At 54.0% G+C, this 25,941-nt stretch carries 24 protein-coding genes; 3 read left to right on the plus strand and 21 right to left on the minus strand.

Translation table 11 applies throughout. From position 1 onward, the window contains the following. Positions 1-162 precede the first annotated feature (162 nt). Together RW65_RS10385 and RW65_RS10390 are read left to right on the plus strand one after the other, a co-directional pair. Positions 163-753 carry a ComF family protein gene (locus RW65_RS10385; protein WP_039056652.1) on the plus strand — a complete coding sequence of 197 codons (591 nt, stop codon included), beginning with the start codon at positions 163-165 and terminating at the stop codon, positions 751-753. 2 nt (positions 754-755) lie between these two features. Further along, positions 756-1,319 (plus strand): hypothetical protein, encoded by a 564-nt coding sequence (locus tag RW65_RS10390; protein ID WP_039056653.1) that lies wholly within the window; start codon positions 756-758, stop codon positions 1,317-1,319. 96 nt (positions 1,320-1,415) lie between these two features. Here the strand turns inward: RW65_RS10390 and bglB are convergent, their stop codons facing one another. The 21 genes from bglB to flhD form a co-directional block, all read right to left on the minus strand. Then, positions 1,416-2,555, minus strand: a complete 1,140-nt coding sequence (gene bglB / locus RW65_RS10395) for a beta-galactosidase BglB (protein WP_039056654.1) — start codon at positions 2,553-2,555, stop codon at positions 1,416-1,418. Between the two features lie 10 nt (positions 2,556-2,565). Next, positions 2,566-4,140, minus strand: coding sequence for an MFS transporter (locus tag RW65_RS10400; RefSeq protein ID WP_039056655.1), 1,575 nt, complete (start codon positions 4,138-4,140; stop codon positions 2,566-2,568). A gap of 293 nt (positions 4,141-4,433) precedes the next feature. After that, positions 4,434-4,856 (minus strand): flagellar protein FlhE, encoded by a 423-nt coding sequence (gene flhE / locus RW65_RS10405; RefSeq protein WP_039056656.1) that lies wholly within the window; start codon positions 4,854-4,856, stop codon positions 4,434-4,436. After that, complete coding sequence (gene flhA / locus RW65_RS10410) at positions 4,856-6,937, minus strand: flagellar biosynthesis protein FlhA (protein WP_039056657.1); 2,082 nt, start codon at positions 6,935-6,937, stop codon at positions 4,856-4,858. The genes flhE and flhA overlap by 1 nt, the downstream gene beginning before the upstream one ends. Then, entirely contained in the window at positions 6,930-8,081 is a 1,152-nt protein-coding gene (gene flhB, locus RW65_RS10415; protein WP_156123992.1) for a flagellar biosynthesis protein FlhB, read from the minus strand. Before flhB ends, flhA begins: the two co-directional genes overlap by 8 nt. A gap of 379 nt (positions 8,082-8,460) precedes the next feature. Continuing rightward, complete coding sequence (gene cheZ, locus RW65_RS10420; RefSeq protein WP_039056659.1) at positions 8,461-9,105, minus strand: protein phosphatase CheZ; 645 nt, start codon at positions 9,103-9,105, stop codon at positions 8,461-8,463. A gap of 13 nt (positions 9,106-9,118) precedes the next feature. Further along, positions 9,119-9,508 (minus strand): chemotaxis response regulator CheY, encoded by a 390-nt coding sequence (gene cheY / locus RW65_RS10425; RefSeq protein WP_039056660.1) that lies wholly within the window; start codon positions 9,506-9,508, stop codon positions 9,119-9,121. Positions 9,509-9,525: 17 nt separating this feature from the next. Then, positions 9,526-10,575 carry a protein-glutamate methylesterase/protein-glutamine glutaminase gene (locus tag RW65_RS10430; protein ID WP_039056661.1) on the minus strand — a complete coding sequence of 350 codons (1,050 nt, stop codon included), beginning with the start codon at positions 10,573-10,575 and terminating at the stop codon, positions 9,526-9,528. Beyond that, the gene (cheR, locus tag RW65_RS10435; RefSeq protein WP_039056662.1) at positions 10,572-11,441 is read right to left on the minus strand and encodes a protein-glutamate O-methyltransferase CheR; all 870 of its coding nucleotides are present in this window, start codon (positions 11,439-11,441) and stop codon (positions 10,572-10,574) included. Before cheR ends, RW65_RS10430 begins: the two co-directional genes overlap by 4 nt. A 403-nt stretch (positions 11,442-11,844) precedes the next feature. Beyond that, the gene (gene tar / locus RW65_RS10440) at positions 11,845-13,509 is read right to left on the minus strand and encodes a methyl-accepting chemotaxis protein II (RefSeq protein ID WP_039056663.1); all 1,665 of its coding nucleotides are present in this window, start codon (positions 13,507-13,509) and stop codon (positions 11,845-11,847) included. 86 nt (positions 13,510-13,595) lie between these two features. Further along, positions 13,596-14,555 (minus strand): Csu type fimbrial protein, encoded by a 960-nt coding sequence (locus RW65_RS10445; protein WP_039056664.1) that lies wholly within the window; start codon positions 14,553-14,555, stop codon positions 13,596-13,598. Continuing rightward, entirely contained in the window at positions 14,555-16,948 is a 2,394-nt protein-coding gene (locus tag RW65_RS10450) for a fimbria/pilus outer membrane usher protein (RefSeq protein ID WP_039056665.1), read from the minus strand. Before RW65_RS10450 ends, RW65_RS10445 begins: the two co-directional genes overlap by 1 nt. After that, complete coding sequence (locus RW65_RS10455) at positions 16,924-17,688, minus strand: fimbrial biogenesis chaperone (RefSeq protein ID WP_039056666.1); 765 nt, start codon at positions 17,686-17,688, stop codon at positions 16,924-16,926. The genes RW65_RS10450 and RW65_RS10455 overlap by 25 nt, the downstream gene beginning before the upstream one ends. Positions 17,689-17,702: 14 nt before the next feature. Further along, entirely contained in the window at positions 17,703-18,191 is a 489-nt protein-coding gene (locus RW65_RS10460) for a Csu type fimbrial protein (protein WP_039056667.1), read from the minus strand. Between the two features lie 76 nt (positions 18,192-18,267). Next, on the minus strand, positions 18,268-18,837 hold the full coding sequence (locus RW65_RS10465) for a Csu type fimbrial protein (RefSeq protein WP_039056668.1): 570 nt from the start codon (positions 18,835-18,837) through the stop codon (positions 18,268-18,270). A 394-nt stretch (positions 18,838-19,231) separates the two neighbouring features. Further along, on the minus strand, positions 19,232-19,735 hold the full coding sequence (gene cheW, locus RW65_RS10470) for a chemotaxis protein CheW (protein WP_039056669.1): 504 nt from the start codon (positions 19,733-19,735) through the stop codon (positions 19,232-19,234). Between the two features lie 21 nt (positions 19,736-19,756). Next, entirely contained in the window at positions 19,757-21,802 is a 2,046-nt protein-coding gene (gene cheA, locus RW65_RS10475; RefSeq protein ID WP_039056670.1) for a chemotaxis protein CheA, read from the minus strand. Positions 21,803-21,806: 4 nt separating this feature from the next. Beyond that, on the minus strand, positions 21,807-22,766 hold the full coding sequence (gene motB / locus RW65_RS10480; protein WP_039056671.1) for a flagellar motor protein MotB: 960 nt from the start codon (positions 22,764-22,766) through the stop codon (positions 21,807-21,809). Then, positions 22,763-23,650, minus strand: coding sequence for a flagellar motor stator protein MotA (gene motA, locus RW65_RS10485; protein ID WP_039056672.1), 888 nt, complete (start codon positions 23,648-23,650; stop codon positions 22,763-22,765). The genes motB and motA overlap by 4 nt, the downstream gene beginning before the upstream one ends. 125 nt (positions 23,651-23,775) lie before the next feature. Continuing rightward, entirely contained in the window at positions 23,776-24,354 is a 579-nt protein-coding gene (gene flhC / locus RW65_RS10490; protein ID WP_039056673.1) for a flagellar transcriptional regulator FlhC, read from the minus strand. 2 nt (positions 24,355-24,356) lie between these two features. After that, a complete protein-coding gene (gene flhD / locus RW65_RS10495) occupies positions 24,357-24,707 on the minus strand; it encodes a flagellar transcriptional regulator FlhD (RefSeq protein WP_039056674.1) in 351 nt (116 codons plus the stop codon). A 777-nt stretch (positions 24,708-25,484) separates the two neighbouring features. Between flhD and uspC the strand changes: the two genes are divergently transcribed. After that, positions 25,485-25,910 (plus strand): universal stress protein UspC, encoded by a 426-nt coding sequence (gene uspC / locus RW65_RS10500; protein WP_039056675.1) that lies wholly within the window; start codon positions 25,485-25,487, stop codon positions 25,908-25,910. The last annotated feature ends 31 nt before the right edge of the window (positions 25,911-25,941 follow it).

The following is a 25,941-nucleotide window of genomic DNA, read 5'->3' on the forward strand; positions in this document are numbered from 1 at the left end:
GTTGGTCTTTTAAACCTCCTGCCAAATCCAATGCCAGCATTCGGTAGAAGTCCTTATTCGGGCGAGGTTGTGATCAAAAGAATGAACTAACAGATTGCTTTGTATGATGATTCTCTCTTTCAGCATGCTGCCTTATGGCAGTTAAATAAAGAGGGATCAACCATGCAAGTAAATATCAAGGAAATCAGCGGCAATTGGGATTTTGGTGTTGTGATGGACAAACACAGTAAGCGCAGCATATTCACCGGGAATAATCAGTGGGGTTATAATAGTTTTGACACGGCGCGCACAGAGGTCGGTGAAGCACTCTATCAACTCAAATATCAATCGGACTGGAATAAAGTTGGCCCCCTGGCTGAATGTTTGTATATTGAAGCCTACCCATTATTTGAACGAGTCGGATTCATTGTCCCGATGCCCGCATCTACAATAAGACCCCGTCAGCCTGTAACAGATATTGCAAAAGCATTAGCACAACGCGCCAATAGACCTTGCTTTGACAAACTTCTAATAAATACATCATTAGGGGCTGCAGATGCTTCGAGTAAAAATCTGCATACAAAGCAACAAAAAGTAGCGGCGCTGGCTAACCGATTTTATGTAAATCCTGTTATCAGCAAGCAAGGCTGCTGGAACGTGTTGTTGATAGATGATATCTACCATACCGGGGCATCAATGGAAGCTGCATGCGCGACGTTACGCGATTATAATAGGGTGAACAAAATATTTGTTGCTGCACTGACCTGGAGATAAAAATGACGACGATTTTCATTGCTGGCTCAATCACCATCAAGAAACTCGATCCGCTCGTCATGGAACGCTTGAAGAAAATTGTCGATAACAACTATCCTGTGGTTGTCGGCGACGCCAACGGCGTAGATTCCTCTGTGCAGCAGGCGTTGCAGCAGATGCAATGTAATAGCGCAACGATCTTTAGTAGCTCTCCTAAGCCACGAAACAATATTGGTGGCTGGCCTGTACAGGTCGTGAAAACCGATTTTCGGCGCGGAACGCGTGATTTTTACACCGCTAAAGATTTACAGATGGCTGAGACGGCAGATTGTGGTCTTATGATATGGGATAGCAAAAGTACCGGCACCCTGAGTAATGTTATTGAACTACTGATGCGGAAGAAAAATGCCGTCGTTTTCATTAATCAGAAAAGAGAATTTGTCATCGTTAAAACCGCTGAAGACGTGGAAAAATTAGTTAATTTTATGTCGCAGGCTGATTATGCAAAGGCTGATGAAAAGATAAAGTTAAGCGAAAAGATAGACACGTTGAAAAATCAGCAAATAGCGATGTTTACTGCAAGCTGAATTTAAAGCTGCTGCCGGGATTCATCGCATTAATATCAACAGCCTCGCTCTCAAATAAAAAACCCCGGTTGCCCGGGGTTTTTTATTTTTGCATTATCAGAAATATCTTTGCAAATACTCAGTCAAACACAGCATCGCCATCGCCTGGCCGTAGGGCATTGAGGTGAGCGGGATCTGGCGGTAAAACTCCAGATCACTCCCCATCCCGGTGCCGAACGATACCTGCAACAGCTCCCCTTCCGGCGAGATATTATTAACAATCGCTTTCACCGCTTTTTCCGCCACTTCCGTGTAGTCTGCGCTGATATAACGCTTACGCAGTGCTTTCAGGATGCCGTAGGCAAAACCAGCGGTCGCTGAGGCTTCCAGGTAAGAGTTCGGATCGTCAAGCAGCGTATGCCACAGACCGCTTTCATGCTGACATTTCGCCAGCGCGGCAATCTGCGCATTCAGCACCTGCACCAGATAACGACGCACCGCATTGTTTTCTGGCAGATCCACCAGCTCAAGGAAATCCGGAATAACGATGGTCAGCCAGCTGTTACCGCGCGCCCAACGAGCGTTGGCAAAATTATGGTGACCGTCGTAATTCCAGCCGTGGAACCACAGCCCGGTTTCCCGGTCCATCAGATTCTGCACATGCAGCAGGAACTGATACACCGCCTCTTCCACGTATTCCGGGCGATTGAGCAGCTTACCGATTTTCGCCAGCGGCAACACCGTCATCATCAGCGTGTCGTCCCACATCTGCTGGTGATTCTCTTCCGCCAGCGTAATGTGCTGCATCCCGCCGCAGTCGGTGCGCGGCATCTCGTTCATCGCCCACTCGGCCCAGCTTTCCAGCCAGGGAAGATACGTTGGATTGCCCGTCTCCTCATAGCGATAAGCCAGCGTCAGGAACGGTGCCATCGTGTTAACGTTTTTGGTGGTAGCGCCTTCCGCGAAGCGGTCGGCGAACCAGCCATCAATCACTTCGCGAATCTCTTCTTCGCCGGTCTGACGGTAATACTGATTCATTCCGTACAGACCCACACCGTGAGTCCATTCCCAGCCAGCCCAGCCTTTAGTATCAATCACGCGCCCATCGTCGAGACGGAGTAAGAACTCGCCGGTGTTATCGTGAATATTGACCAGGTTATGCGTCACCTTACGGATCAACGCTTTCAATTCATCACGGGCGATAAAACGCTCTGGCTGACGCAGTAACGGGCTGTGTTTGACAGGCCAAACCTTCATATTCTTAACCTCAATTGTAAGTCGATTTCAGTGATGCTTCTTTTAATGCTGGCGCGGCTGGCTTATTGCGATTCAGGAAGCCGATATTGTTATTACCCCACAGGGATTCGTAAGGCATACCTGCCAGCATCTCGACGGTTTCACGCGCTTGCGGTGTGATGCTCTCCGGCATGGCGCGGCCGCTCTGGCGCATTTTCGCCGTCTCTTCACGCAGCACGCTGTGGGTTTTCAGATTCAGCTTGAAGCGCAAGGAGACCAGGAAGCCGCAGCACAGCACGGCGATAGTACCGAAGCACATAATCATTAAAATGGTGTGGCTCACTTCCGGTACCTGCGTTTTCTGGCCGGAAACAAAGCCGGAAGCCTGCATAATGATCCCTACCAACATGACCGCGCCGGCCTGAGAGGCTTTACGGGTTAAAGTCATAATGCCGGCAAAGATACCTTCGCGACGCTGGCCGGTGACCACTTCATCAATGTCAGCGATATAGGTGTAGGTGTTCCACGGTACATAGTTGATACCGCCACGTCCCAGACCGGCAACGGCGGAAACCAGCAACAGCAGCGAGTAAACATCGCTAAGCCCGGCGTAATAGAGCACGGCATAAGACGCGGCGCTCAACCCGAACAGCACCACTACCATCCGGTAAGACGGCGCAGGCCCGAAGCGGATGCACAGCGGGATCATCGCGATCACGGCGATAAACTGGAAAATCGCCATCGTACCCAGCAGGTTGGATGCCAGCGAGGCTTCCTGCATCAGCACAAACACCACGTAATAGGTAAACACGGCGTTAAAGACGTCCTGCGCAATATAGCCCCCAAGGTACATACCCAGGTGCTGGCGGAAAATCTTGATACGCAGAGTCGAGCTGAGTTCAACAAACAGACGGCGCAAACTCTGCCCCAGCGAAAGACTCTTTTTCTCCTCTTCGGCACGCAAAGCAGCTTCGGTCCAGTCCTCACGCGGGCGTTCCCAGGTAAAACACCAGACGAAGGTCAGCATCACCGCGCACAGCACGGAGAACACCAGGCTTGCATAGAAGAAGGAGACCGGGTTGTCTTTACCAAAGTGGCTGAGCAGAATGCCCGGCAGGAAGGAGGCCAGAATCGCCGACATCTGCGCCATAGAGATACGCGCACCGGAGAATTTGGTTTTCTGTTTAAAATCATCGGTCATTTCCGGTACCAGCGTTTCGTACGGCACCAGAATCATGGTGTAGACCACATCAAAGATCAGATAAGTGACCAGGTAGTACCAGAAACTCATGTCCCCTACCCACATAATCGAGTAGCTGAACACGCAGGGAATACCCAGCAGAATAAAGAACTTACGACGACCGAAGCGCTTGCCAAGCCAGGTCGAACCAAAGTTGTCTGTTAAAAAGCCCATTAGCGGACTGACGACCGCATCCAGCACCCTTGCGGTTGCGAAGATAAAGGTTGCCTCGATAGGCGACAACCCGCAAAAGGTCGTATAGAAGTAGAGTAACCATGCTGCGGTTAACGCGGTGGTACCCGCACCCAGAAAATCGCCTGAACCATAGGCGAGATAATTAGCCAATCCAATTTTTCGTGTTTTCATTGCCGTCAACCCTGTTCATTTTTGGGGACCTTTGACGATCCGGCATAGCCAAAGGAATTTCTCACACGGCTAAAGTAAAAGGATGTGCTTTGGGAAACCTTTATGTTTCTGCCATCAATATTGCGCGACTGGCAAAAATGCAAAGAGTGCCATTACGCGCGTCACTGATTTATAAAACAGCGTTTCTTTTCGCTCAAAAGGCGGGGTCAAAAAGTGCGGGACAGATAACAAAATCCCGCCGGGGCGGCGGGATTATCGTGCAAAAAACAGACGTCCAGGTTAAGACGAGGCAGTTAATTTTGCGCGACGGGCTGACGGTAATTTACCAGCACTTTATTGCTGCGCACCTGCAGCGGCGGCCATAAACGCCCACCGCCCGGTACTTCCCAGACAAACCGCAGCGCTTCCAGTGCCGGAACATCGGCAAAGGCGCGCGTGGTGCCGCTCTGCCCGTCCAGCGCGACGCAGCGTGCCTGAGAACAGAGGCGCACCACTAGTCCGGCGGGCGTCGGGCCGTTGAGCTCATAGCGCCAGGAGACATCCGTCATCAGCCCGTTTACCGGCTGCTCCGGCCCCAGGGGTGATGATGAGGCCACCACGCCACGGTTATCCAGCCGGATGCCGATACTGCTGGCCTGCCACATTCCTTCACCAATACCCTGAACAGCGGCTTGAGCCAAAAGTGGTAAGGCGATTAACCAGGCGAGATAACGCATTATTTGCCCCCGATGGTGGCAGTCATACGAATACTGCGGTTGTCAGACATCTCCATATTCGACAGCACCACCAGCTGCGGCAGACTACGGCGCAGGAAACGTGCCAGTAGCGGGCGCAGCGCATGGTTGACCAGCAACACCGGCGGCGCACCCAACATCTCCTGGCGCGCCAGCGCTTGTTGAGTTTGCTCCAGTAGACGATCCGCAAGACCCGGCTCCAGCCCGCCGCCGCCCTGCAATGCCTGCAGCAGCAAACGTTCCAGCGGCGTATCCAGACCGATAACCTGCACTTCATCGTTACCGGGGAACCACTGCTGCGTGATCGCCCTACCCAACGCAACACGCACCACCGCCGTAAGTTCGTGCGGATCGGTTTGCAACGGCGCATGCTCGGCCAGGGTTTCGAGAATGGTACGCATATCGCGAATCGGCACTTTCTCCGCCAGCAGGTTTTGCAGCACTTTGTGCAGCGTCGTCAGGGTGACCACGCCCGGAACTAAATCTTCCGTCAGCTTCGGCATCTCCTGGCTAACCCGGTCGAGCAACTGCTGCGCTTCCTGGCGGCCGAACAGCTCCGCTGAGTACTGGCTAATAATATGGTTCAGGTGGGTTGCCACCACGGTACTGGCTTCCACCACGGTGAAGCCCTGAATCTGCGCTTGCTCTTTCAGTGCGCTCTCAATCCAGATAGCCGCCAGACCAAAGGCCGGATCGACGGTCGGTTCGCCCGGCAGCGTACCCGCAGCCGTGCCAGGGTTAATTGCCAGCCAGCGTCCCGGATAGGCTTCGCCACTGCCAATCTCTACCCCTTTCATCAGGATACGGTAGCGCGCGGGCGGCAGATCCATATTGTCACGGATATGCACCACCGGCGGCAGGAAGCCCATATCCTGGGCGAATTTCTTACGAATACTGCGGATACGGCCTAACAGCTCGCCATCCTGCTGGAAATCGACCATCGGGATCAGGCGGTAGCCCACTTCCATACCGAGAGAATCTTCCAGCTGCACGTCGTTCCAGGTGGCTTCCACCGCCTGGGTATTTTCCGGCAATTTATTCATCGGCGCGGCTTCTGCAGGCGCGACCTGCTCTTTACCCCGCAGCCACCAGGCCAGACCCAGCAGCGCGGCGGTAAACAGCAGGAAGACGAAGTTCGGCATCCCCGGCACCATCCCCAGCAGTCCGAGCACACCGGCGCTTAACATCATCACCCGTGGGTTGCTGAACAGCTGGCCGACCATCTGCTGGCCGACATCCTGATCGGTGCTGACGCGCGTTACGATAACGCCCGCTGCGGTCGAGATAACCAACGCCGGGATCTGTGCGACAAGGCCGTCACCAATGGTCAGCAGGGTATAGCTTTGCGCAGCATCGCCCATCGACAGGTCATGCTGCAAAACGCCCACCAGCAACCCGCCGATGACGTTAATCACCATGATCAGGATCCCGGCGACGGCGTCACCGCGAACGAATTTACTCGCACCGTCCATCGAGCCGTAGAAGTCTGCTTCCTGAGTTACTTCAGAGCGGCGACGTTTCGCTTCATCTTCACCAATAATCCCGGCGTTGAGGTCGGCGTCGATAGCCATCTGTTTACCGGGCATCCCGTCGAGGACGAAACGCGCGCCCACTTCAGCGATACGTCCCGCACCTTTGGTGATAACCATAAAGTTGATGATAACGAGGATCACGAACACCACGATACCGATGGCGAAGTTTCCGCCCACCAGGAAGTGGCCAAAGGCTTCAACTACCCGCCCTGCCGCCGCCGAGCCCGTATGCCCTTCCATCAGGATAATACGGGTTGAGGCCACGTTCAGCGCCAGGCGCAGCAAGGTGGTAAACAGCAGAATGGTCGGGAACGCGGCGAATTCCAGCGTGCGCTGGGTGAACATCGCCACCAGCAGCACCATGATCGACAGCGCGATGTTAAAGGTGAACAGCAGGTCGAGGATAAACGCCGGTAGCGGCAGCACCATCATCGACAAAATAAGCAAAATGAGCACCGGCCCGGCAAGCACCTGCCATTGGGTCGATTTCAGATTGCTGGGCAGACGCAGCATTGCTACCAGATTAGCCATCGGTGTCCTTCTCGTTCATAAAGTCCAGCGCCTCAGGCACCGGGAGATTCTCAGGTTTAACAGGTCGTTGCCCGCCGGACAGACGCCAGCGTTTCAACTGCCAAACCCACGCCAGCACTTCGGCAACCGCCGCATACAGCTGGCCGGGGATTTGTTGACCAATTTCAGCATGCCGATAGAGCGCACGCGCCAGCGGCGGGGCTTCGAGGATTGGCACACGGTTTTCCATGCCCAGCTCGCGAATGCGCAGCGCCACCATTCCCGCGCCTTTCGCCACTACTTTCGGCGCGCTCATCTTGTTCTCGTCATACTGCAGCGCGACAGAGTAGTGTGTCGGGTTAGTGACAATCACATCGGCTTTCGGGACATCGGCCATCATGCGACGACGCGCAGCCGCACGCTGCATCTGGCGAATACGCCCTTTAATATGCGGGTCGCCTTCGCTCTGTTTAAATTCATCGCGGATATCCTGACGGGACATACGCAATTTCTTCACATGGCTGTGGATCTGCCAAAAGACGTCAAATCCCACCATCGGAATAATACTCAGCGCCACTAACATGGCGCAGAGCCCGGCGAGGTTAAGGGCGCTGGCCATTGCCGTCAGCGGCGACTCACTCATCAGGCGCATCATATCCGGCCAGTGTTGCCACAAAAACATCCCGGATACGCCGCCCATCAACAGCGCCTTCATCAGCGCTTTAAACAGCTCCGCACCGACCTGCGCCGAGAACAGACGTCCCACCCCGCTAATTGGGTTGAGTTTGGAAAACTTAAACTCCAGGGATTTAGTGCTGAATACCAGGCCGCCAAGCATTACCGGCGCAATCAGCGCAATAATCACCACCCCCGTCATCAGCGGTAACATGCCCATCAGTACGCTTTTCAGCATCACGATAATCTTGCCGAGGATCAGATTCTGGTCGCTGATAATTTTGTGATCGAAGCGCAGCCCGGTGGAGAGTGCCAGCGACAGCTTACGGCCGAACGCTTCGCCGCCGAACCACAGAATGCCGATGCCGACCAACATAATCAGTAATGATGTCAGTTCCTTGGATCGGGGGATCTGCCCTTCTTCGCGCGCTTTCTCTAGTCGGTGCGCTGTGGGGGCTTCTGTTTTGTCTTCGTTATCTTCCGAGGCCACGGGCAACACATCCACGGGTTAGTTTGATGACATATTGCCAGAGAGCCTTCGCGCCAATGGGCAGAGTAAGCGCTAAAAACAGGGGGTTTTCGCTATTTGAATTTTCGATAAGGGTTTGGCATGAGGCCGTGACTGGCAAGGGAATGAGTTAAAAAAATAGCCAAAGGTCAGAGATAACCCGACAAAAACAGAAAATATACCGACAATTTCGCCGATCTGTTGATTGGTTTTACGGCAATGCATCACGTCTGCGCTATGGAAAAGTCACTTTTCCATGCAAGACGCAGGACAGGCAAAAAAAGGGAAGGAAACCCTTCCCTTTGGCTTTTGCCCGTTGGTCACGCTTCTTCACAGAAATTGAAGAGAGCTGACCGGCAAATCAGAAGCCCAGGCTGTCGAGCAGGTCGTCGACCTGATCCTGGCTTGCCACCACACCCGCTTTGGTTGCGTCGAGCTGTGGGCCGTTAAGCAGGCTGTCATTTTCACGTTTCGGCCGCGCGGACTGGTCCGGAATGTTCTCCAGCAGCACCATCAGCAGCTGACGTTCAATCTCCTGGACCACATCCATCATGCGCTTGATAACCTGACCGGTAAGGTCCTGGAAATCCTGCGCCATCATAATGTCCAGCAGCTGGGCGTTGGTGAAGCTGGTGTGACCCGGCACTTCGCCAAGAAACTTACGCGTATCGGTGACCAGTTCGCGGGCATCGGCCAGCTCAATCGGGTTTTCGAACCATTCGTCCCAGCGTTTGCTCAGCTCTTTCGAGCCTCTTTCCATCTCATCCTGGTGCGGCTGAGAGGCTTCAACGCTGTTCAGCGCGCGTTCCGCCGCTTGTGCGGTCATCTGCACCACATAGTCCAGGCGATCGCGGGCATCGGGAATCGCTTCCGCCGCTTCCGCAATTGCCTGATCGAGACCTAATTCGCGAAGGCTATCACGCAGCATACGCGTCAGGCTGCCGATCCTGGAAATGATGTCGCTGGGAGAATGGTCGTCCGCAGGTTTAATTGATGGTTGAATCATTATCCAGTCCTCATCACATGCCAAGTTTCTCGAAGATCTTACCGAGTTTCTCTTCCAGGGTGGCAGCAGTAAACGGTTTGACGACATAGCCACTCGCACCAGCCTGCGCCGCCGCGATGATGTTCTCTTTTTTTGCTTCCGCCGTCACCATCAGTACCGGCAAGGAGGCCATATTGCTGTCTGCGCGAATGGTTTTCAGCAGTTCCAGACCGTCCATATTTGGCATGTTCCAGTCGGAAATAACGAAACCGAAACCACCCGCCGCCAATTTGTTTAACGCATCAACACCGTCTTCAGCTTCTTCAACGTTGTTAAATCCCAGCTCTTTTAGCAGGTTACGCACAATGCGACGCATGGTGGAAAAGTCATCCACGACCAAAAATCTAAGTTCTTTATCCGCCATAAAAAATTACTCCTGGTTCAAATACGTATTGCCTGTCCGGCACTGATTTTCGCCAGCATCTGCTGGCTTACCTGGCTAAGATCGACCACTTCGCTGACGCCACCCATATTGATGGCCTCACGCGGCATGCCGAACACCACACAACTTGCCTCGTTTTGCGCAATCGTCCAGGCGCCCGCCTGGTGCATTGCTAACATTCCGGCCGCGCCATCGTTGCCCATCCCCGTGAGAATCACCCCCACGGCGTTGCGCCCCGCATGTTTCGCCACCGAATGAAACAGTACATCCACCGACGGACGGTGCCGGTTAACCGGCGGACCATCGTGGATCCTGATTTGATAGTTCGCCCCGCTGCGGGACAACTCCATATGCTTATCCCCAGGCGCAATATAGGCATGTCCCGGCAGTACGCGTTCGCCATCTTCCGCTTCTTTTACGCTTATCTGACAGAGCTTATTCAAGCGTTCGGCAAAGGAGCGGGTAAAGCCCGGCGGCATATGCTGAGTGATAAGAATACCCGGACTTGAGAGCGGCAATGGCTGGAGTACATGCCTAATTGCCTCTGTTCCTCCCGTTGACGCGCCAATCACCAGCAATTTTTCCGAACTGAGCAGCGGCCCGGCTTTTAATGTTACGGGCGGCGCCATCGGTTTATGCGCCGCGATACGTGCGCGCGATGCGGTGCGCACTTTCTCGGCGATCATTTCGCTGTAGGCCAGCATACCTTCACGAATGCCGATTTGCGGCTTGGTGACAAAATCAATCGCCCCCAACTCCAGTGCGCGCAGCGTGACTTCCGAGCCTTTTCCCGTCAGCGAAGAGACCATCACTACCGGCATCGGGCGCAGACGCATTAATTTTTCAAGGAAATCGAGCCCGTCCATGCGCGGCATTTCCACATCCAGCGTTAACACGTCAGGGTTGAATTTTTTAATCAGATCCCTGGCAACCAACGGATCCGGCGCCGTCGCCACCATTTCCATATCACTGTGGCTATTGATAATTTCTGTCATGATCTGGCGCATCAAAGCGGAATCATCGACGGACAATACCCTGATTTTACTCATGCTTTTTCCTTACTCAGCGCATAAACCGTCTGCCCACGCAGGGTAAACTCGCGCACAAGGTTGCTGAAGTTCTCCGAATGCCCGGCAAACAATAATCCGTCCGGCTTAAGCAGCGGAGCAAAACGATGCAGAATGTCCTGTTGCGTCGTTTTATCAAAATAAATCATTACGTTACGGCAAAAAATTGCGTCGAATGGCCCCGGAACATTGTACTGTTTATCCAGTAAGTTCACGGTGGTGAAATCGACGTAGTTCGCCAGCTCCTGCCGTACGCGTACCAAACCCGAGTGCGGACCGGTACCGCGCATAAAATAGCGCTGCATCTGCTGAGGCGAGAGGGTTTTCAACTCGTCCTGACGGTAAACGCCATTACGCGCTTTACTCAGCACTTCCGTATCAATGTCGCTGGCGAACACTTTCCAGCGACCCGGTGCCATACCTAACGCGTCAGCGAGGGTAATCGCCAGTGAGTACGGCTCTTCGCCGGTTGACGCAGCTGCGCTCCAGACGCGATATTCCCCCGAGCGTTTGCGCGCATGCTCCGCCAGAACCGGGAAGTGATGAGCTTCGCGAAAAAAAGCGGTGAGATTGGTGGTCAGCGAGTTAATAAACGCTTGCCACTCAGCGCTATTCTGATTCGCCTCCAGCATGCTCAGATAGCGGCCAAAATCATCTAACCCCAGCTCGCGTAAACGGCGGACAAGACGGTTATAAACCATGTCGCGTTTATGATCCGCGAGGACAATCCCCGCGCGCTGGTAGATCAATTGACATATCCGACGGAAATGCGCGTCGGACAGCGCCAGGCGCTGTGTCATCTGTTGTAATATGGATGACGTTTGCCCGTTAGGCATGGTTGATGTCATAGCGCCTTCTCAACTAGGTTCAGGTTGCAACAAGCACAGCCTAAGGCGGTGCCATCTCGGGTTTTGCTGCGTCATGCTCTTTAATCTTCAAAATGGCGCCCTCACACGCGGGTTTGCCAATGGGTCGGTTGCTGAAGCTGCCTTTTTGACCAGCGCAGCGTTCTGTTATTTCACCTGACCGTCCGTTACAGCCTGAGCCACCTGCTCTATCCCGCGACGCATAACGCTGCGGAGGCGATCTCGCCCTTGATACTTGACCTGATTGACCGCGCGGATGATTCCCACATCATCTGCACGGTGGTGTTCACGCGTGCAGAGCACGGGAAACCGACGCGTCCATCAAATCACGATACTTTCGCCTTCACGCTGCGCCCGCCAAAGGCCAGAACCCCATGAAGTACGGTTAAAAGGTTTCCCAGTTCTCTTCTGACCCGCTGGCAAGCGGACGACTGCGCGCCGCTGCCGGTGCCCCGCCGGCGGCCGGTGAAACGGCACGCTGCGCCGGTTTACCGCTCGTCGCGGAGAGACGGAAGGCCGATACCGCCTGCGTCAGCAGACTGGCTTGTTCTTCCAGCGCCGCGGCAGCGGCAGCCGACTGTTGTACCAGCGAGGCGTTTTGCTGCGTGACGCGATCCATTTCAGATACCGCCAGCGCAACCTGATCGATGCCGCGACTCTGTTCATCAGACGCAGAGGCTATTTCGCCCATAATGTCATTCACCCGCGTCACTGCGCTTACGATGTCCGACATGGTTTCCCCTGCGCTTTCCACCAGTACAGAACCGGTATCGACACGGGAGACAGAATCTTCAATTAAGCCTTTAATTTCTTTTGCTGCCTGTGCACTGCGGCTGGCGAGATTACGCACTTCCCCGGCGACTACCGCAAAGCCGCGCCCCTGTTCACCGGCACGCGCCGCTTCAACCGCCGCGTTAAGAGCCAGGATATTGGTTTGGAAGGCAATACCGTCAATCACGCTGATAATATCGGCGATTTTCTGTGAACTGCCGGCAATGTCATGCATGGTTTTCACCACGCTGGCGACCACTTTACCGCCACGTTCCGCCGTTTCCGACGCGCTGTGCGCCAGCAGTGAAGCCTGACGGGCGTTATCGGCGTTCTGTTTCACCGTCGCGGTCAGCTCTTCCATACTGGCGGCGGTCTGCTCAAGGGCGGACGCCTGCTCTTCGGTACGGGAAGAGAGATCGTTGTTCCCGGCGGCAATTTCGCTGGTGCCGGAGTAGATGGCATCGGAACCGTGGCGCACGTTGGTCACCGTTTCGATCAGCGCGTTCTGCATATGATCGACACTCTGCGCCAGCTCCGTCATCTCGCTGCGCCCGGCGATGGTCAGTTTATGCGTCAGGTTGCCAGCGGCGATTTCGCGAATATGGGTAATCACCGCCGACAGCGGCGTCAGCAGAATACGGCGGATGCCGTACCACACACCGCCCAGCACCAGCGCCATTGCCAGCGCCAGAATCGCCATCTGCCATTTCGCAAAGTTGTAATCGCTGACGCTCTGCTCCCATGCGTTGCGATAGAGACCCGCGCTGAGAGTCGCGTACTGCTTCATCGCTTCGCCAAGGGCGTTTTGCATCCCTTGCGTTGGCTGCGCCATAAAGGCGTTGATATTGCCCGCTTCGAGGAACTGCACCAGTTCGCTCAGGGCTGCACTATAGGTACGGTATTTATCATCCAGCGACTGGCGCACAGCATCCGTTTCCGGCAGCGACGGCAGCGCGCGGAAAGCGTCGTAATGTTTCGCCGCATCGGCAAGCGAAGCTTTGGCGCTGTTCAGCAGATCGGTTTTTGCACTGCTCTGCTGGTTGCTCGGATCAAGCAACATCCGTGCGGATGAGCGGCTCAGGTTGATACGCGTTTGCAGCATCAGTTCCCAGGCCTGACCGAGTTCAGTTTGCTGCATCCGTAAATCATTAGAGACCGCAAAACTATCCTGGTTTTGCTTAAGGGATGAGAAAAACAAACCTCCGGAGACGAGCTGTAACAGGGCAAAAACCACCAACACGCTCATAAGCAGAGTAACGACGCGGATACGGTTCAACATGCGACACCTTCTTGAAAAGTTCTTAACGGTGTTATCGGCATGCCCTCACGGAACTTTACATTTGCGAAAGGGAAAAAAATTGTGACTTAAAACGTAATGTCGACGGTTAGGGTGTCGCTATAGGTTCCTCCCGGCGGCGTGCTCTGCGCGCTCAGCACCCGCGCGGTGTAATTGTAGGTTCGCAACAGACCGTCAGTGCTGACTTGCGATGAGATGCCGCTTGCCCAGCGCTCCGCACCCACGCTGCCCCAGCGGTTGCTGGTAGCCTCTTTATAAATCTCATAGCTAAGCCGATTGCTGCCGCTGGCCATGTTGCGCGCGCCGCCGCTGTAATAGCCGCCGTTATTGATTCCGACGCTGTAAACCATACCTTTGGTACAGGTGATGGCAATAGATTGCGAAACGGTCGGGAAGTTACGCACCAGCGGCGCACTACCAAAATTAACGTTTGGCGCGCTAATGGTGGTGCAGTCGTTTGTCACCGTGCCGGTAATTTGCAGGCTGGTCGCCGCCGTACCGGTCTGCGACGAGAGACAGATATTGAGGGCTCCAAGGGCACAGATGTTATACGCAACGCTAAAGTTGAGGGTGACGGTGTAGGGTCCGGCGCTGACGTTCTGTCCCGGCACGGTAAGAAAATAGAGGGGTATGGTAAACGTTCGGCTTCCCAATAGCCCCAGCAATACCGAACCACTCCAGGTAAAACTGTTGCCGCCGATGTTCAGTTCGCTGTTGTTAGCACAACCGGCGCGGCCGCAAAGGCGCAGTGGAATGACATCCGTCACGGTGGCATCATCGGAACGTTTCATTGCCCCCCGGTTGCTGGCCGTCGCGCTCGCGCCAATCAGCGTTAAGGTTACCGAATCGTTGGTCAGAATATTAAGCACCGTATCGCAGCGCACCAGCAAATTAGCGGTCGTGCTTTGCGCGCTGGCGTTGAGCACAAACGAGGTGACGGCACCCAATGCGCCATTAGTGGTACCCACGGTGCACGCTGACCATGCTGGTCCACAACACAGGAGTAGGAATAAAAATAGCCGACGCATTAAGGGTTCCTCCGGCAAGTCAGGGGTCCGTAGGTTTGTAATTGATGTTGCGGATTGGCAAGCAGCGTAAAGCGGGTATCGCAGGTTTTACCGTCGGGTAGACGGATATGCAGGGTGTTGACATCCTCCAGATTCTCCAGCCATGCGAGACCGTCGTAACCGACAATGGCGGGATTTTTACCCGCGCGATCGACCTGGCTGCCCACGGGAATGTCTTGTCCGTTTTCATCATGGAGAATAACGCTGGCAACCCGCTCCTGTACCATCGGAAACTCCACCAAATAGCCGCTGCGACGGCGCAGCGAAATCCTCCGCTCCGTCTCTTTCAACTGGGTATCTGCCGGGAGATTGAGGGTATCAATGCTGTAGCTCGCCGGGTAATAGGCGGAAACGCCGCTTACCAGCAAATAGCCGTTACGGTCGGTTTTGCCCACGGGTTGGTTTTCATAACTCACCGGCACGCCGGCATGACCGTCGGTGCTGATAACGGCAAAGGCATCGTTGATAAAATTCGCCGGGAAGATCTGGCCATCCATCAGCACCAGCGAGCCAAGGGCTTCGCCCCACCAAGTCATGGTATTGCTTTCACCATAGCCGCCGCCCTGCAGCTCAATATTGTTGTTGCGCCAGCCCAGCGTGCCCTGCTGATAATGTTTCGCTTGCGACTGGCGCGCCAGCGCCATATCCCAACTAAAGCCCCCTTCTGTCGGCATCGCGTGGTTATAGTTGAGACGCTGAGTGGTGCCGTAATCAGCCCTGCGTTCGACACTCACCGCTGCGCTGTCGGAATCGCCAATCGGAATTTGCAGCGATAGGGCAAAGGTCCAGTCGCCCTGCTGATTATCACGGCTTGCCGCGAGGTAAAGACTGCTGCTGTGCCACAAATTGCGGCTCCATGAGAGGTTAAGCAGCTCGGTTTTTTTATTATCGAAGCTGCGCACGCCAATCCACGCAGCGCCAAGGTTTCCAAAATCACCCATGTTAAAGGTCAGGGCATATTGGTCGGTATTGCGGCTTAGACTTGCGATCGGCCCGGTCCGGTTATCGACTTGATAGCGATTGCGATTGCGCTGATCGTAGAGCGCCAGATTGCCAAATTCGCGATCGCGTCGGCTGTGCTGCGTGGTCACGCTGAACAGCCCTGTATTGTACTGATAGCCCCAGGCCAGTTGGCTACCGCTATCGCCAAACATTTGGCTTTGTGTCCATGCGCCATTTACCACCCCAAGGCGGCCGAGCCTGATCACCGCTCCGGCACCGCCCAGCGCCAGCGATCGCGCCGCTTCGGCGTGCCCTTCCAGGGTCAAATAATCCGTGAGCCCGTGGCGGTACGACACGCTTCCCACCAGCGGCCCGTAGTCAAAATTATCGATGCCGTAGTTGCGCCGCAGGGAGCCGACGGTAATCGCGCCGTCGCTAAGCCCGGGCTTCAGCAGGTCGCTGGCGACATAAAAAGGGAGGGTGGTGCTAACCTGTCGCCCCAGCGCGTCGGTGGTGACCAGTACAGCATCCCCCGCGCCGTTGATATAGGGCATGTTAGTCAGGGTAAAGGGGCCTGGCTGTAACTGGGTATTCCCGGCGCGGTAACCGTTGATAAACACATCCACCGAGGTCGGTACCGCCGCCTCGCCAGAAAAGGCGGGCAGCGGCCAGGTGATCAGATCCGGTCGCAACGAGAAATCACGCCCGTAGCTGACCCCGCCGATACGCACGCTGTTACTCCAGGTGAGCGCATCGGAAATCACATCCCCCACGCTCCACTGGGTAGCGTCATCTTCATCAGCAAAGGTAAGCGTGGTGTCATAGCGCATATACCCCTCTGCCTGATTAAAGCTGCCGGAGATTTTCTTGCGCATCGCCCCCGTTGACGTAAGCACGCCATTACCGTTGAAGTAACGCAACTCATGCCAGAGAGAAGCCTGGGAGCCAAAATGGCCCGTTGTGCTGGTATAGAGATCGTAATTGAGCAGCGCGCCGTGACCATATTTCGGCACCAATCGTCGCAGGCCATTGTTAAAAGCGGTATCCTGCGCCGGCAGCCAGTCGCGGGGAACAAACAGCAGCAGTCGCTGGCCCGCGCTGTCATATTCACTGCGCACTTTTGCCAGCGCTGAGACATTCACCTCGCCCTGAGGCAGATGTTCAGCGGCGATCCCGGCCTGCAACAAATCGGCGCTGGAGAGGTAAAAGGCGTCCTGCCGACGGGTCACGGCCACCACCCGCTGGGTATCGTAATGATTAATGACCAGGTTTAAGTGATACACCGCCTGTTGATTAATCGCCCCCGCATCCGGCGGCGGCGGAAGCCCATCATCTCCCTGTTGCGCCCATGCAGTCGTGCCCGCCAGCCAAATCGTCAGCGGTACAATTAATTGCCTGCGGATGACTGCCATTCGCTTTCCTTGCTATTAATCGTCGCATTCAGCGTCTCAGGATGATTTACCCCGGCGGGCAGCGGCCAGCTGCGCGCACTGTGGGGTAGAACATAGCCCAATAGACCTTCGCCAACCTGCCGCCTTTGCCCGCCCTGGCGTATCGTGACCTTACTTAACCGCACATGGACATCGTCATCGTTGCGAACCTCCAGCGCCGGTTTACCGTTATGGCGAATAACCTGCCAGCGTAACTTTTGTGCATCGACCAGCGCATGATGCGCGCCGTTGGTATAGGTCTGGATGCCGCTACCGTATACGAACAGCGGTATCGAGTAGCGCATTTGCAGTTTGAGGCCCATTTGGGGTTTGTCGACATCATCGGGCTGGGGGATTTCATCAATAATGATGCGATAGGCCTGCTCGACGCCGACGGGAATCTTCGCCTGCTTGATCAGGCGAATCAGTTGCTTGCTCTCTTTGGCGATTTTTACAATAGGCGGACTGGCCACGATATCGCTTTGTTGTTGATAACGTTCAAGCCCCCCTTCCTGCCCCCAACGAACAATACGAACCTGCATGGTTGCCGGAATGTCACCCTGGTTTTGAATCCATAACTCGGTGGCGTTAGTATCAGCCCCCAGCCACGGATCGATAGGCCAGAGCAGAATGGTGGCCGCGGCAAAGGCATTGCCCGCGCCGAGGGTCAGCGCGCCCGCCAACAGTAAGCCTGCCGGGCGCGCAGCCGAAATGACCTTCATTTACTTCTCCCTTGTTACCATGACAACGTCACAGTGAGTTGATCGGTATAGGTGCCTGCCGGGCTGAAACCGGTCAGCTGCGCCGCACCGAAAATCGCCAGCGTAATGGCATTACTGTTGCTATAAGTGACGGAAACGGCCTGATTCACCCCAATCTCGCTATTGGGCGCCAGCGTGCTGCTGGTATAAAGGCGATACGGCACGCGATCCATTGCGCCGCTGCGTTGCATATTGCGCACGGTAGAGAAGTTTTGCCCGCCGTTAATGCTCATCGTTAGCGCCACGCCTGGCGTACAGGCCAACGAAAACTGCGCGTTAGGTATAAAGCTGGTGGTCACCCTGCCGCTCTGTACACCAGGGCGGGTACCAAAATTGAGGGTACCGAGCACGCCTCCGCTATCGCGACCGACTGAACAGCCGGGCGCGACAGTGGCCCCTACGGTGAAGGTTTGCGTCGTCACCGCAAGCGCCGCTGCCGGCACCAGTACCCCTGACAACATCATCCCCAAAATTGCGCGCAGCGCTCCCCGGTTTCCCGATGAGGAAACATGTATGCCGCATGAGATCATCGGCGAATAATTAGTAGATCACGCTGACATTGATCGTATCGGTGTAGGTGCCCGGCACCACGCTCACACTGTTGCCGCCGCCGGTGATACGTCCGTACAGGGTGTAGTTATCGACGCCGCCGGTGGTGGACGCGGGGCTGAGATCGGTGTTGTTGGCAATCACGTTACTAAAGCCGCTATCGCTGTAGAGGCTGTAGGCGACCCCTTGCGTCGTGTTGGCGGCGTTAACGAGATAGCGGCCTGGTGTACCTGGCGTACCCACGACCGTCCCCGGCGGAGTAGAGTTGCTGTTGCCGGTTATTTGTACAGCGTAGTCGGAGGTGGTGCACTGAATACCAAAGCTGTTGCCGCCATTCGCGCCGGCCAACTGTGTCGACAGCTGCGAGAAAGTCGCCGGATGGGTACCAAAGTCCAGCGTACCGAAGTTAATCCCGTTTTGGCTGGGTGAGCCATTAATTAAGCAGCCATTGGTTAAGGTCAATGTCGCGCCAATTGTCCCGCTGCTGGTAACCGCACGCGCGTTCTGCGCCGCCATCACCAGCACACCGCTTGCCAGCACATAAAGTAATTTTCTGTTCATCTTTCCATCTCCGATATGACCGCGTGCAAATTATTTCGCAGTGCCAGTAAAGCACGGCGGAAATAAGGGAAACACGCCAAGAAATAAAGCAATAACAGAAATTTAGCTTATGTTTTCCGCTTCAACCACTTAGCTAATTAATCATAATCAATCTAATATAGAAATGAATTCCCATTCAAATTCAATCAATTAACAATTAAAAACATACTGAAACAGAAAACAGGCGGAGAATATATAGTTAAGAGTGTGAAATGAATCACATTAGGAAAATATTATTAAAAGGACCACTGAGGGATATATAAAATATAAACAGGCGTGAAAAACAGAATATATATTATAGCATCAAAAAAGAGGAAAAATAAGGCGGGTGACTGCTTATCACCCGCCCCAATAATTAGGCAACGTGGGTTGTCGCGATGTCCAGCAGCGCCATTTCTTCGCTGTTGAGCAATTTTTCAATATTAACCAGAATCAGCATACGGTCGCCGAGGGCGCCGAGACCGGTCAGATATTCCGTTGACAGGGTGACAGCGAATTCCGGTGCCGGGCGAATCTGATCGGAAGCCAGCGACAGCACGTCGGAAACGCCGTCAACCACGATCCCCACCACGCGCTGGCCGAGATTCAACACGATAACGACCGTGTTGTCATCATACTCAACGTCGCCCTGGCTGAACTTCACGCGCAGGTCGACAATCGGCACGATCACACCGCGCAGGTTAGTGACGCCCTTAATAAAGTCGGGGGTGTTGGCGATGCGGGTCACCTGATCATAGCCACGAATTTCCTGCACTTTGAGAATATCGATACCATATTCTTCATCGCCCAGAGTGAAAACCAGGAACTCCTGACCTGATGGCTCGCCCGCCAGTTTTGCTACATTACTCATACCGGTCATGTTTTATACCTTCTTAACGAATCAGGCGGCTGTATGCGCCATACGATGTTCACGATTCAAACCCTGCAGCGCTGATACATCAACAATCAGCGCAACGCTACCATCACCGAGAATGGTGGCAGCGGAAATGCCTGGCACTTTGCGATAGTTACTTTCCAGGTTTTTAACCACTACTTGATGCTGCCCAATCAGCTGATCGACCAGCAACGCGTAGCGACGACCCGCGCTTTGCAGAATAACAACAATGCCCTGCGTGGCTTCGGTTTTCGCACCCAGCACATCGAACACTTTCCACAGTTCCACCAGCGGCAGGTATTCACCGCGCACTTCCAGCACGCGCTCGCCGCCCGCCAGCGGATGCAGATCTTCTTCGCGTGGCTGCAGGGATTCCATTACCGCGTTCAACGGCAGAATAAAGACTTCGTTATTCACTTTCACCGACATCCCGTCAAGGATCGCCAGCGTCAGCGGCAGCAGGATACGGATTGTTGTCCCGGTGCCCTGCTTAGATTTGATTTCAACGTGGCCGCCCATCTCCTGGATGTTACGTTTTACCACGTCCATCCCTACGCCACGGCCGGAGACGTCGGTTACCTGCTCAGCGGTGGAGAAGCCCGGCGCAAAAATAAGCATGCCGACATCTTCATCAGACATATTCTCGCTGACCGCCATGCCCTGAGACATCGCTTTTGCCAGAATACGTTCGCGGTTGAGACCGGCACCGTCATCGGTGACTTCGATACAGATGTTCCCGCCCTGGTGTTCCGCGGAAAGAATCAGGTTGCCGATAGGCGACTTCCCTGCTTCCACACGTTTTTCCGGCGTTTCGATACCGTGGTCGAGGCTGTTACGCACCAAGTGCGTTAACGGGTCGATAATACGTTCGATCAGGCTCTTATCCAGTTCAGTCGAGCTGCCTTGCAGGGTCAGTTCAACCTGTTTATCCAGCTTGCTCGCCAGATCGCGAACCAGACGCGGGAAGCGGCTAAAGACGTATTCCATCGGCATCATACGGATGGACATCACCGATTCCTGCAGATCGCGGGCGTTGCGCTGCAGCTGGCTCATGCTGGTGATCAGATCGCCATGAGTTACCGGATCCAGCTCGTTAGAGCGCTGCGCCAGCATTGACTGGGTAATCACCAGTTCGCCCACCAGGTTAATCAGCTGGTCAACTTTTTCTACCGCTACGCGGATACTGGTTGATTCACTGGCGCGGGCCGCTGGTTTCTCACGACCGGCTGGTGCTTCTTTCGCTACCGCTTTTAACGCTGGTGCAGCGGCAGGTGCAGCCTGCACTGCCGGAACAGCGGCCGCGGCCGGTGCTTCTGCCACTTCTGGCGTCGCTTCAACAGCGGCAGGTGCGGCAGCCGCTTTTTCAAAGCCAATCTGATCGGCTTCGATGACAAAGCACAGTACCGCGATCACGTCATCTTCACCGACGCCGCCATCCAGCGTGACGCTCAGGGTATCTTTGCCCTTCACGACATTGCTCAGGGTGCCCAGGTTGCTGAGTTCCTCTTCGAGCAGGTCGACTTCACCCTCTTTCAGACGAGACAGCACAATTCGCAATTTCCCATCGTCGGCATTCGGCGCGGTTTGCGCGTCAGAGGCGGGCGCAGCCGACTCTACAACAGAGAGTTTTGCACCACTCGCGGCAGGAACGACCTCTCCTTTTGCTTCCAGCGCCAGCTGACGCAGAGCATTGCAGATGTATTCGAAGCTTGCGGCATCAGGCTCTTGCGAGCTTTTATAGGCATCGAGCTGTTCCTGCATAATATCTTTAGTTTCCAAAAACAGGTTGATAATGTCGGTGTTGAGCTGCATCTCGCCACGCCGAGCCTCATCAAGCAGGTTTTCCATCAGGTGGGTTGTTTCCTGCAAGATGGTAAAGCCAAATGTACCCGCACCGCCTTTTATCGAGTGCGCTGCGCGGAAGATGGCGTTGAGCTGTTCTGAATCCGGCGCTTCCGGCACCAGATCCAATAAATGTTGTTCCATATCGGCCAACAGTTCGTCGGCCTCATCAAAGAATGTTTGGTAAAAATCACTAATATCCATGCTCACGCTATCACCTCGGATTGGCTTGGGGCGACCCAGGAACTGCTGCCGGAGACGAGGTTGCTGGCGCCGGTGCTACCGTTGCCGCCTGCTCTGGCTGTGTAATGGCGCTTAAAGGCGCGCTCTGACTTTCGGCGTTCTCATGCAGAATGGCCGCTTCTGCTTGTTTGTTTAATACCAAAAGACTAATTCGGCGGTTGATTGCTTCATCCGGACCCCGATTCACCAGGCGCATTGATGCCGCCATACCGACAACGCGCATTACTTTGCCGTCATCAAGACCGCCAGCAACCAGCTCGCGGCGCGACGCATTAGCGCGGTCGGCGGAGAGCTCCCAGTTGCTGTACCCTTTATCGCCATTGGCGTAGGGGGCGTCATCGGTGTGACCAGAGAGGCTCACTTTATTCGGGATGCCGTTCAGCACCGGGGCAATGGCCCGTAAAATATCGCGCATATAAGGTTCGACTTCCGCGCTGCCGGTTTTAAACATCGGCCGGTTCTGGCTGTCGATAATCTGTATACGCAACCCTTCCTGTACGAGGTCGATTTTCAAATGCGGGCGTAGGGCACGCAGTTTCGGATCGGCTTCAATTAACTGGTCCAGATCGCCGCGCAGTTTGCTCAAGCGCGACTGCTCCATGCGTTTTTTCAGATCGTCAATATTCGGCTGTTTTTGCACTTCGCCATGCTGCTGCGTGTAATCATCGCCACCGCCCGGAATGGGGCTGTCGCTGTTCGAAATTCTCGGCCCACCGGTCACCGCTGTTGCCAGCGGCGTGCGGAAATACTCCGCAATCTGGATAAGCTCTTTAGGACTGGAGATGGAGATCAGCCACATCACCAGGAAAAACGCCATCATCGCCGTCATAAAGTCGGCATAGGCAATTTTCCAGGAGCCGTGTCCGCCGCCGCCATGGCCTTTATGTTTTTTTCGTCTAACTACGACGATCGGATGAGACTGGTTTTTCATGCGTCCTCAGTCGTCGTCTGTTGGTTAGGGTTTCTGACCGCGCGCACATGTTCATCCAATTCGATAAACGATGGACGCTCGCTGGAGTACAGGGTCTTACGACCAAACTCTACGGCGATAGGCGGCGCGTAGCCGTTAAGGTTCGACAACAGTGTGATCTTCACGCACTGCATCATTTTGGCGGTTTCGGCGCTCTTCTGGCGCAGCACGCTGGCCAGTGGAGAAATGAAACCATAAGCCAGAAGGATACCGAGGAACGTCCCCACCATCGCATGCGCAATCAACGCACCGAGCTCTGCCGCCGGGCGATCCGCCGAGGCCAGCGCATGCACCACCCCCATTACTGCGGCGACGATACCGAAAGCGGGCAACGAGTCGCCGACCGCCGAGAGGGCGTTGGCCGGGACTTCAGCTTCGCTCTCATGGGTTTCGATCTCTTCATCCATCAACGCTTCAATTTCGAAGGTATTCATGTTGCCGCTGATGATAAGCCGCAGATAATCCACGATAAATTCAAGCATCGTCGCATCCGCTAAAATGCGCGGATAGCTGGCGAAAATCTCGCTCTCTTTCGGGTTTTCAATATCCCGTTCCAGCGAGAACATCCCTTGCTGACGTGATTTCGCCATCAGGCGATAGAGCAGCGCCAGCAGGTCCATATACATACTTTTGGTGTACTTCGAACGGCGAAACAGCAAAGGCATCGCTTTCAGCGTTCCCTTGATGGCTTTACCGTTGTTGCCCACAATAAATGCACCTACCCCCGCGCCCCCGATGATGATCAGTTCAGACGGTTGATAAAGTGCCCCAAGTTCTCCGCCGGTCATCATATAACCGCCAAAGACTGCACCAAGAACAACCAGGTAACCTAATACGATAAGCACGACATCATCCTTCTGCTAATGACTAAGGGCTCGGGACAAACATTGACAGGGTTAACGCGAATAGCAGGCAAAAAAAAGCAGCGGCATTACTGCACCGCTGCTGGAGTGTTTTCCACCTGATTCGGTTAAACAGCCTGATCGATCTGTTCATCCAGCAGTTGTGGATTAATATCGGCAGCTTCCGGGGAAAGTTTACGTCTTTTTACCGCGCGGGACGGCGGTTGGCATAAACTACAAGCAAAGCTACCCACAGGCTGATGAGCGTGAGTAATAAAATTACCCGCGCAGCAATTACAGCGAGACAACTCCAGCATTCCGCTTTCCACGAAACGAACCAGCGTCCAGGCGCGCGTTAGCGCCAGCAGCGGTCCTTCGTCAGATTGTGGGCATTGTTCGAGGTAAAGTCGGTACGCTTTAATGACCGCGTCAACGCCACTGCAAAGGCCTGTTTTTAACAAAAATTGCCAGGCGTTACAGAACATAGACGCGTGGATGTTTTGCTCCCAGGTCATAAACCAGTCGGTGGAGAACGGCAGCATGCCTTTCGGCGGCGGGCTGCCACGTAACTCTTTATAGAGTTTGATAAGACGACCGCGGCTAAGCTGCGTCTCGCTCTCCAGCATTTGTAAACGCGCACCCAGCGTAATCAGTTCCATTGCTAACTGAATATCGCGTGCTTCCTGAACAATGCTTTTTTCGCTCATCGTTACGCCCTTTTCTTTCTGGCCGCGTCGCCGGTCTGGGTAGATTCATTGAGCAGTCGCGTGGAAAGTAAAATCCCGGTGTGAACTTGCTGTAAATCGTCCACGCGTGATTCCTGGGTCAGACGAGTAATGGTCTGATGGCTGTCAAAACGAAACTGACAAATGAGCTGATTGGTTTCAGCCAACTTGACCATTTGCGGAAGGGTTAAATCACCCAGTGTAGATGCCATCTCTTCACTAATACCGAGACGGAACATTGCGGACGGTTTGTCCTGGCTAATTAAACGCTGAGCAAGAAGTAAATATGACAAATTGATGTCATAAACATGTTTCAGCAACTCGGATGTATGCATTTTTCCCATCCCGAATAACCAACTTGTATCTTATGCGGCTAAGCCGCACCCCGTGATGTCGCCGGGAAAAAACCCGGTATAAAAAAGAAAGGCTAAATGCATAACGAACCAGGAATTCGCGAGAAGGCGCTTCGCTCAAATGTTATTGCCTTCCTACACGCTTCATCTTTTCTTACAAAGAAACTAAGATTTTTCCTAATTCCAGGCAACTGTACTCGTAGGTTGTGGGACATACAATCTGACCCATACGGGAATTTGAAATTTTTGTGATCCACGTCACATAATTTACCCGAATATGAGCAATAAATCTATCAGTTCGGCTTGTGAATTGGTCATTTTTTGTACAATTAGCGCCCTTTTCTATTCCAAACGAACGAATAGACATGCAAAAAGGCCTCTTAACATCCTTAACTGGTCTGAGGAGCATTGTACTAGCGCATTGACATTTACAAATTTGTGTCTACTGGAGATACAGCGATAAAAAATGCGATAAAACAATGGATTAAATTCTGGAGGGAGTTAATTAATTGCTCGAAGTAACCATTTTGCTTTTGTTAATCAATAGGGTTGATAGTTTAAGAGTTCGATCTTTTATCCCGTGAATTTTACTTAATGTATTAAATTAGGTTAATCCGCACCGCTCGCAAGCATGCCGTTACGTTAGAATAATTTATGAATATTTATGATAACCTTCACATCCCTGTCATAAACACGGCTTGCACTGGTCAAAGAATAAGAGTAATGCTGAGAAAAATTTGATTCTAACCGGGGTATAACATGCCTTATGCTCATCTTCTGGTCGCCGTTGCTGTTACGACCGAGAGTCAAAAACTCCTTGCGCAAGCCATCGATATCGCCCGTCCATGTAACGCACGCGTTACCCTTATCACCTTAGCCTCCGATCCCGAACTCTATAATCAACTTGCCGCGCCGATGATGGAAAACGTACGCAACGTTCTGCAGGAAGAGATCCAGCAGTTTCTTGATGGGCTGGTACGCGACGCGAATTATCCTATAGAACGAACAATCATCGCTTCAGGAGAGCTAAGCGAGCATATCCTGCACGTTTGTCGTACTCAGAGCGTCGATTTAGTGGTGTGTGGGAATCATAACCGGACCTTTTTAGCCCGTGTCGCCTGTTCGGCGAAAAGCATTGTGCTGGCAAGCGAAGTAGATGTTCTGCTGGTGACGCTGAGGGAGTAAAGCGCTCCCGCCGGGGCGGGAGCGTGGGTTA

The sequence above is a fragment of the Enterobacter sp. Bisph1 genome (assembly GCF_000814905.1).
Lineage (GTDB): Bacteria > Pseudomonadota > Gammaproteobacteria > Enterobacterales > Enterobacteriaceae > Kosakonia.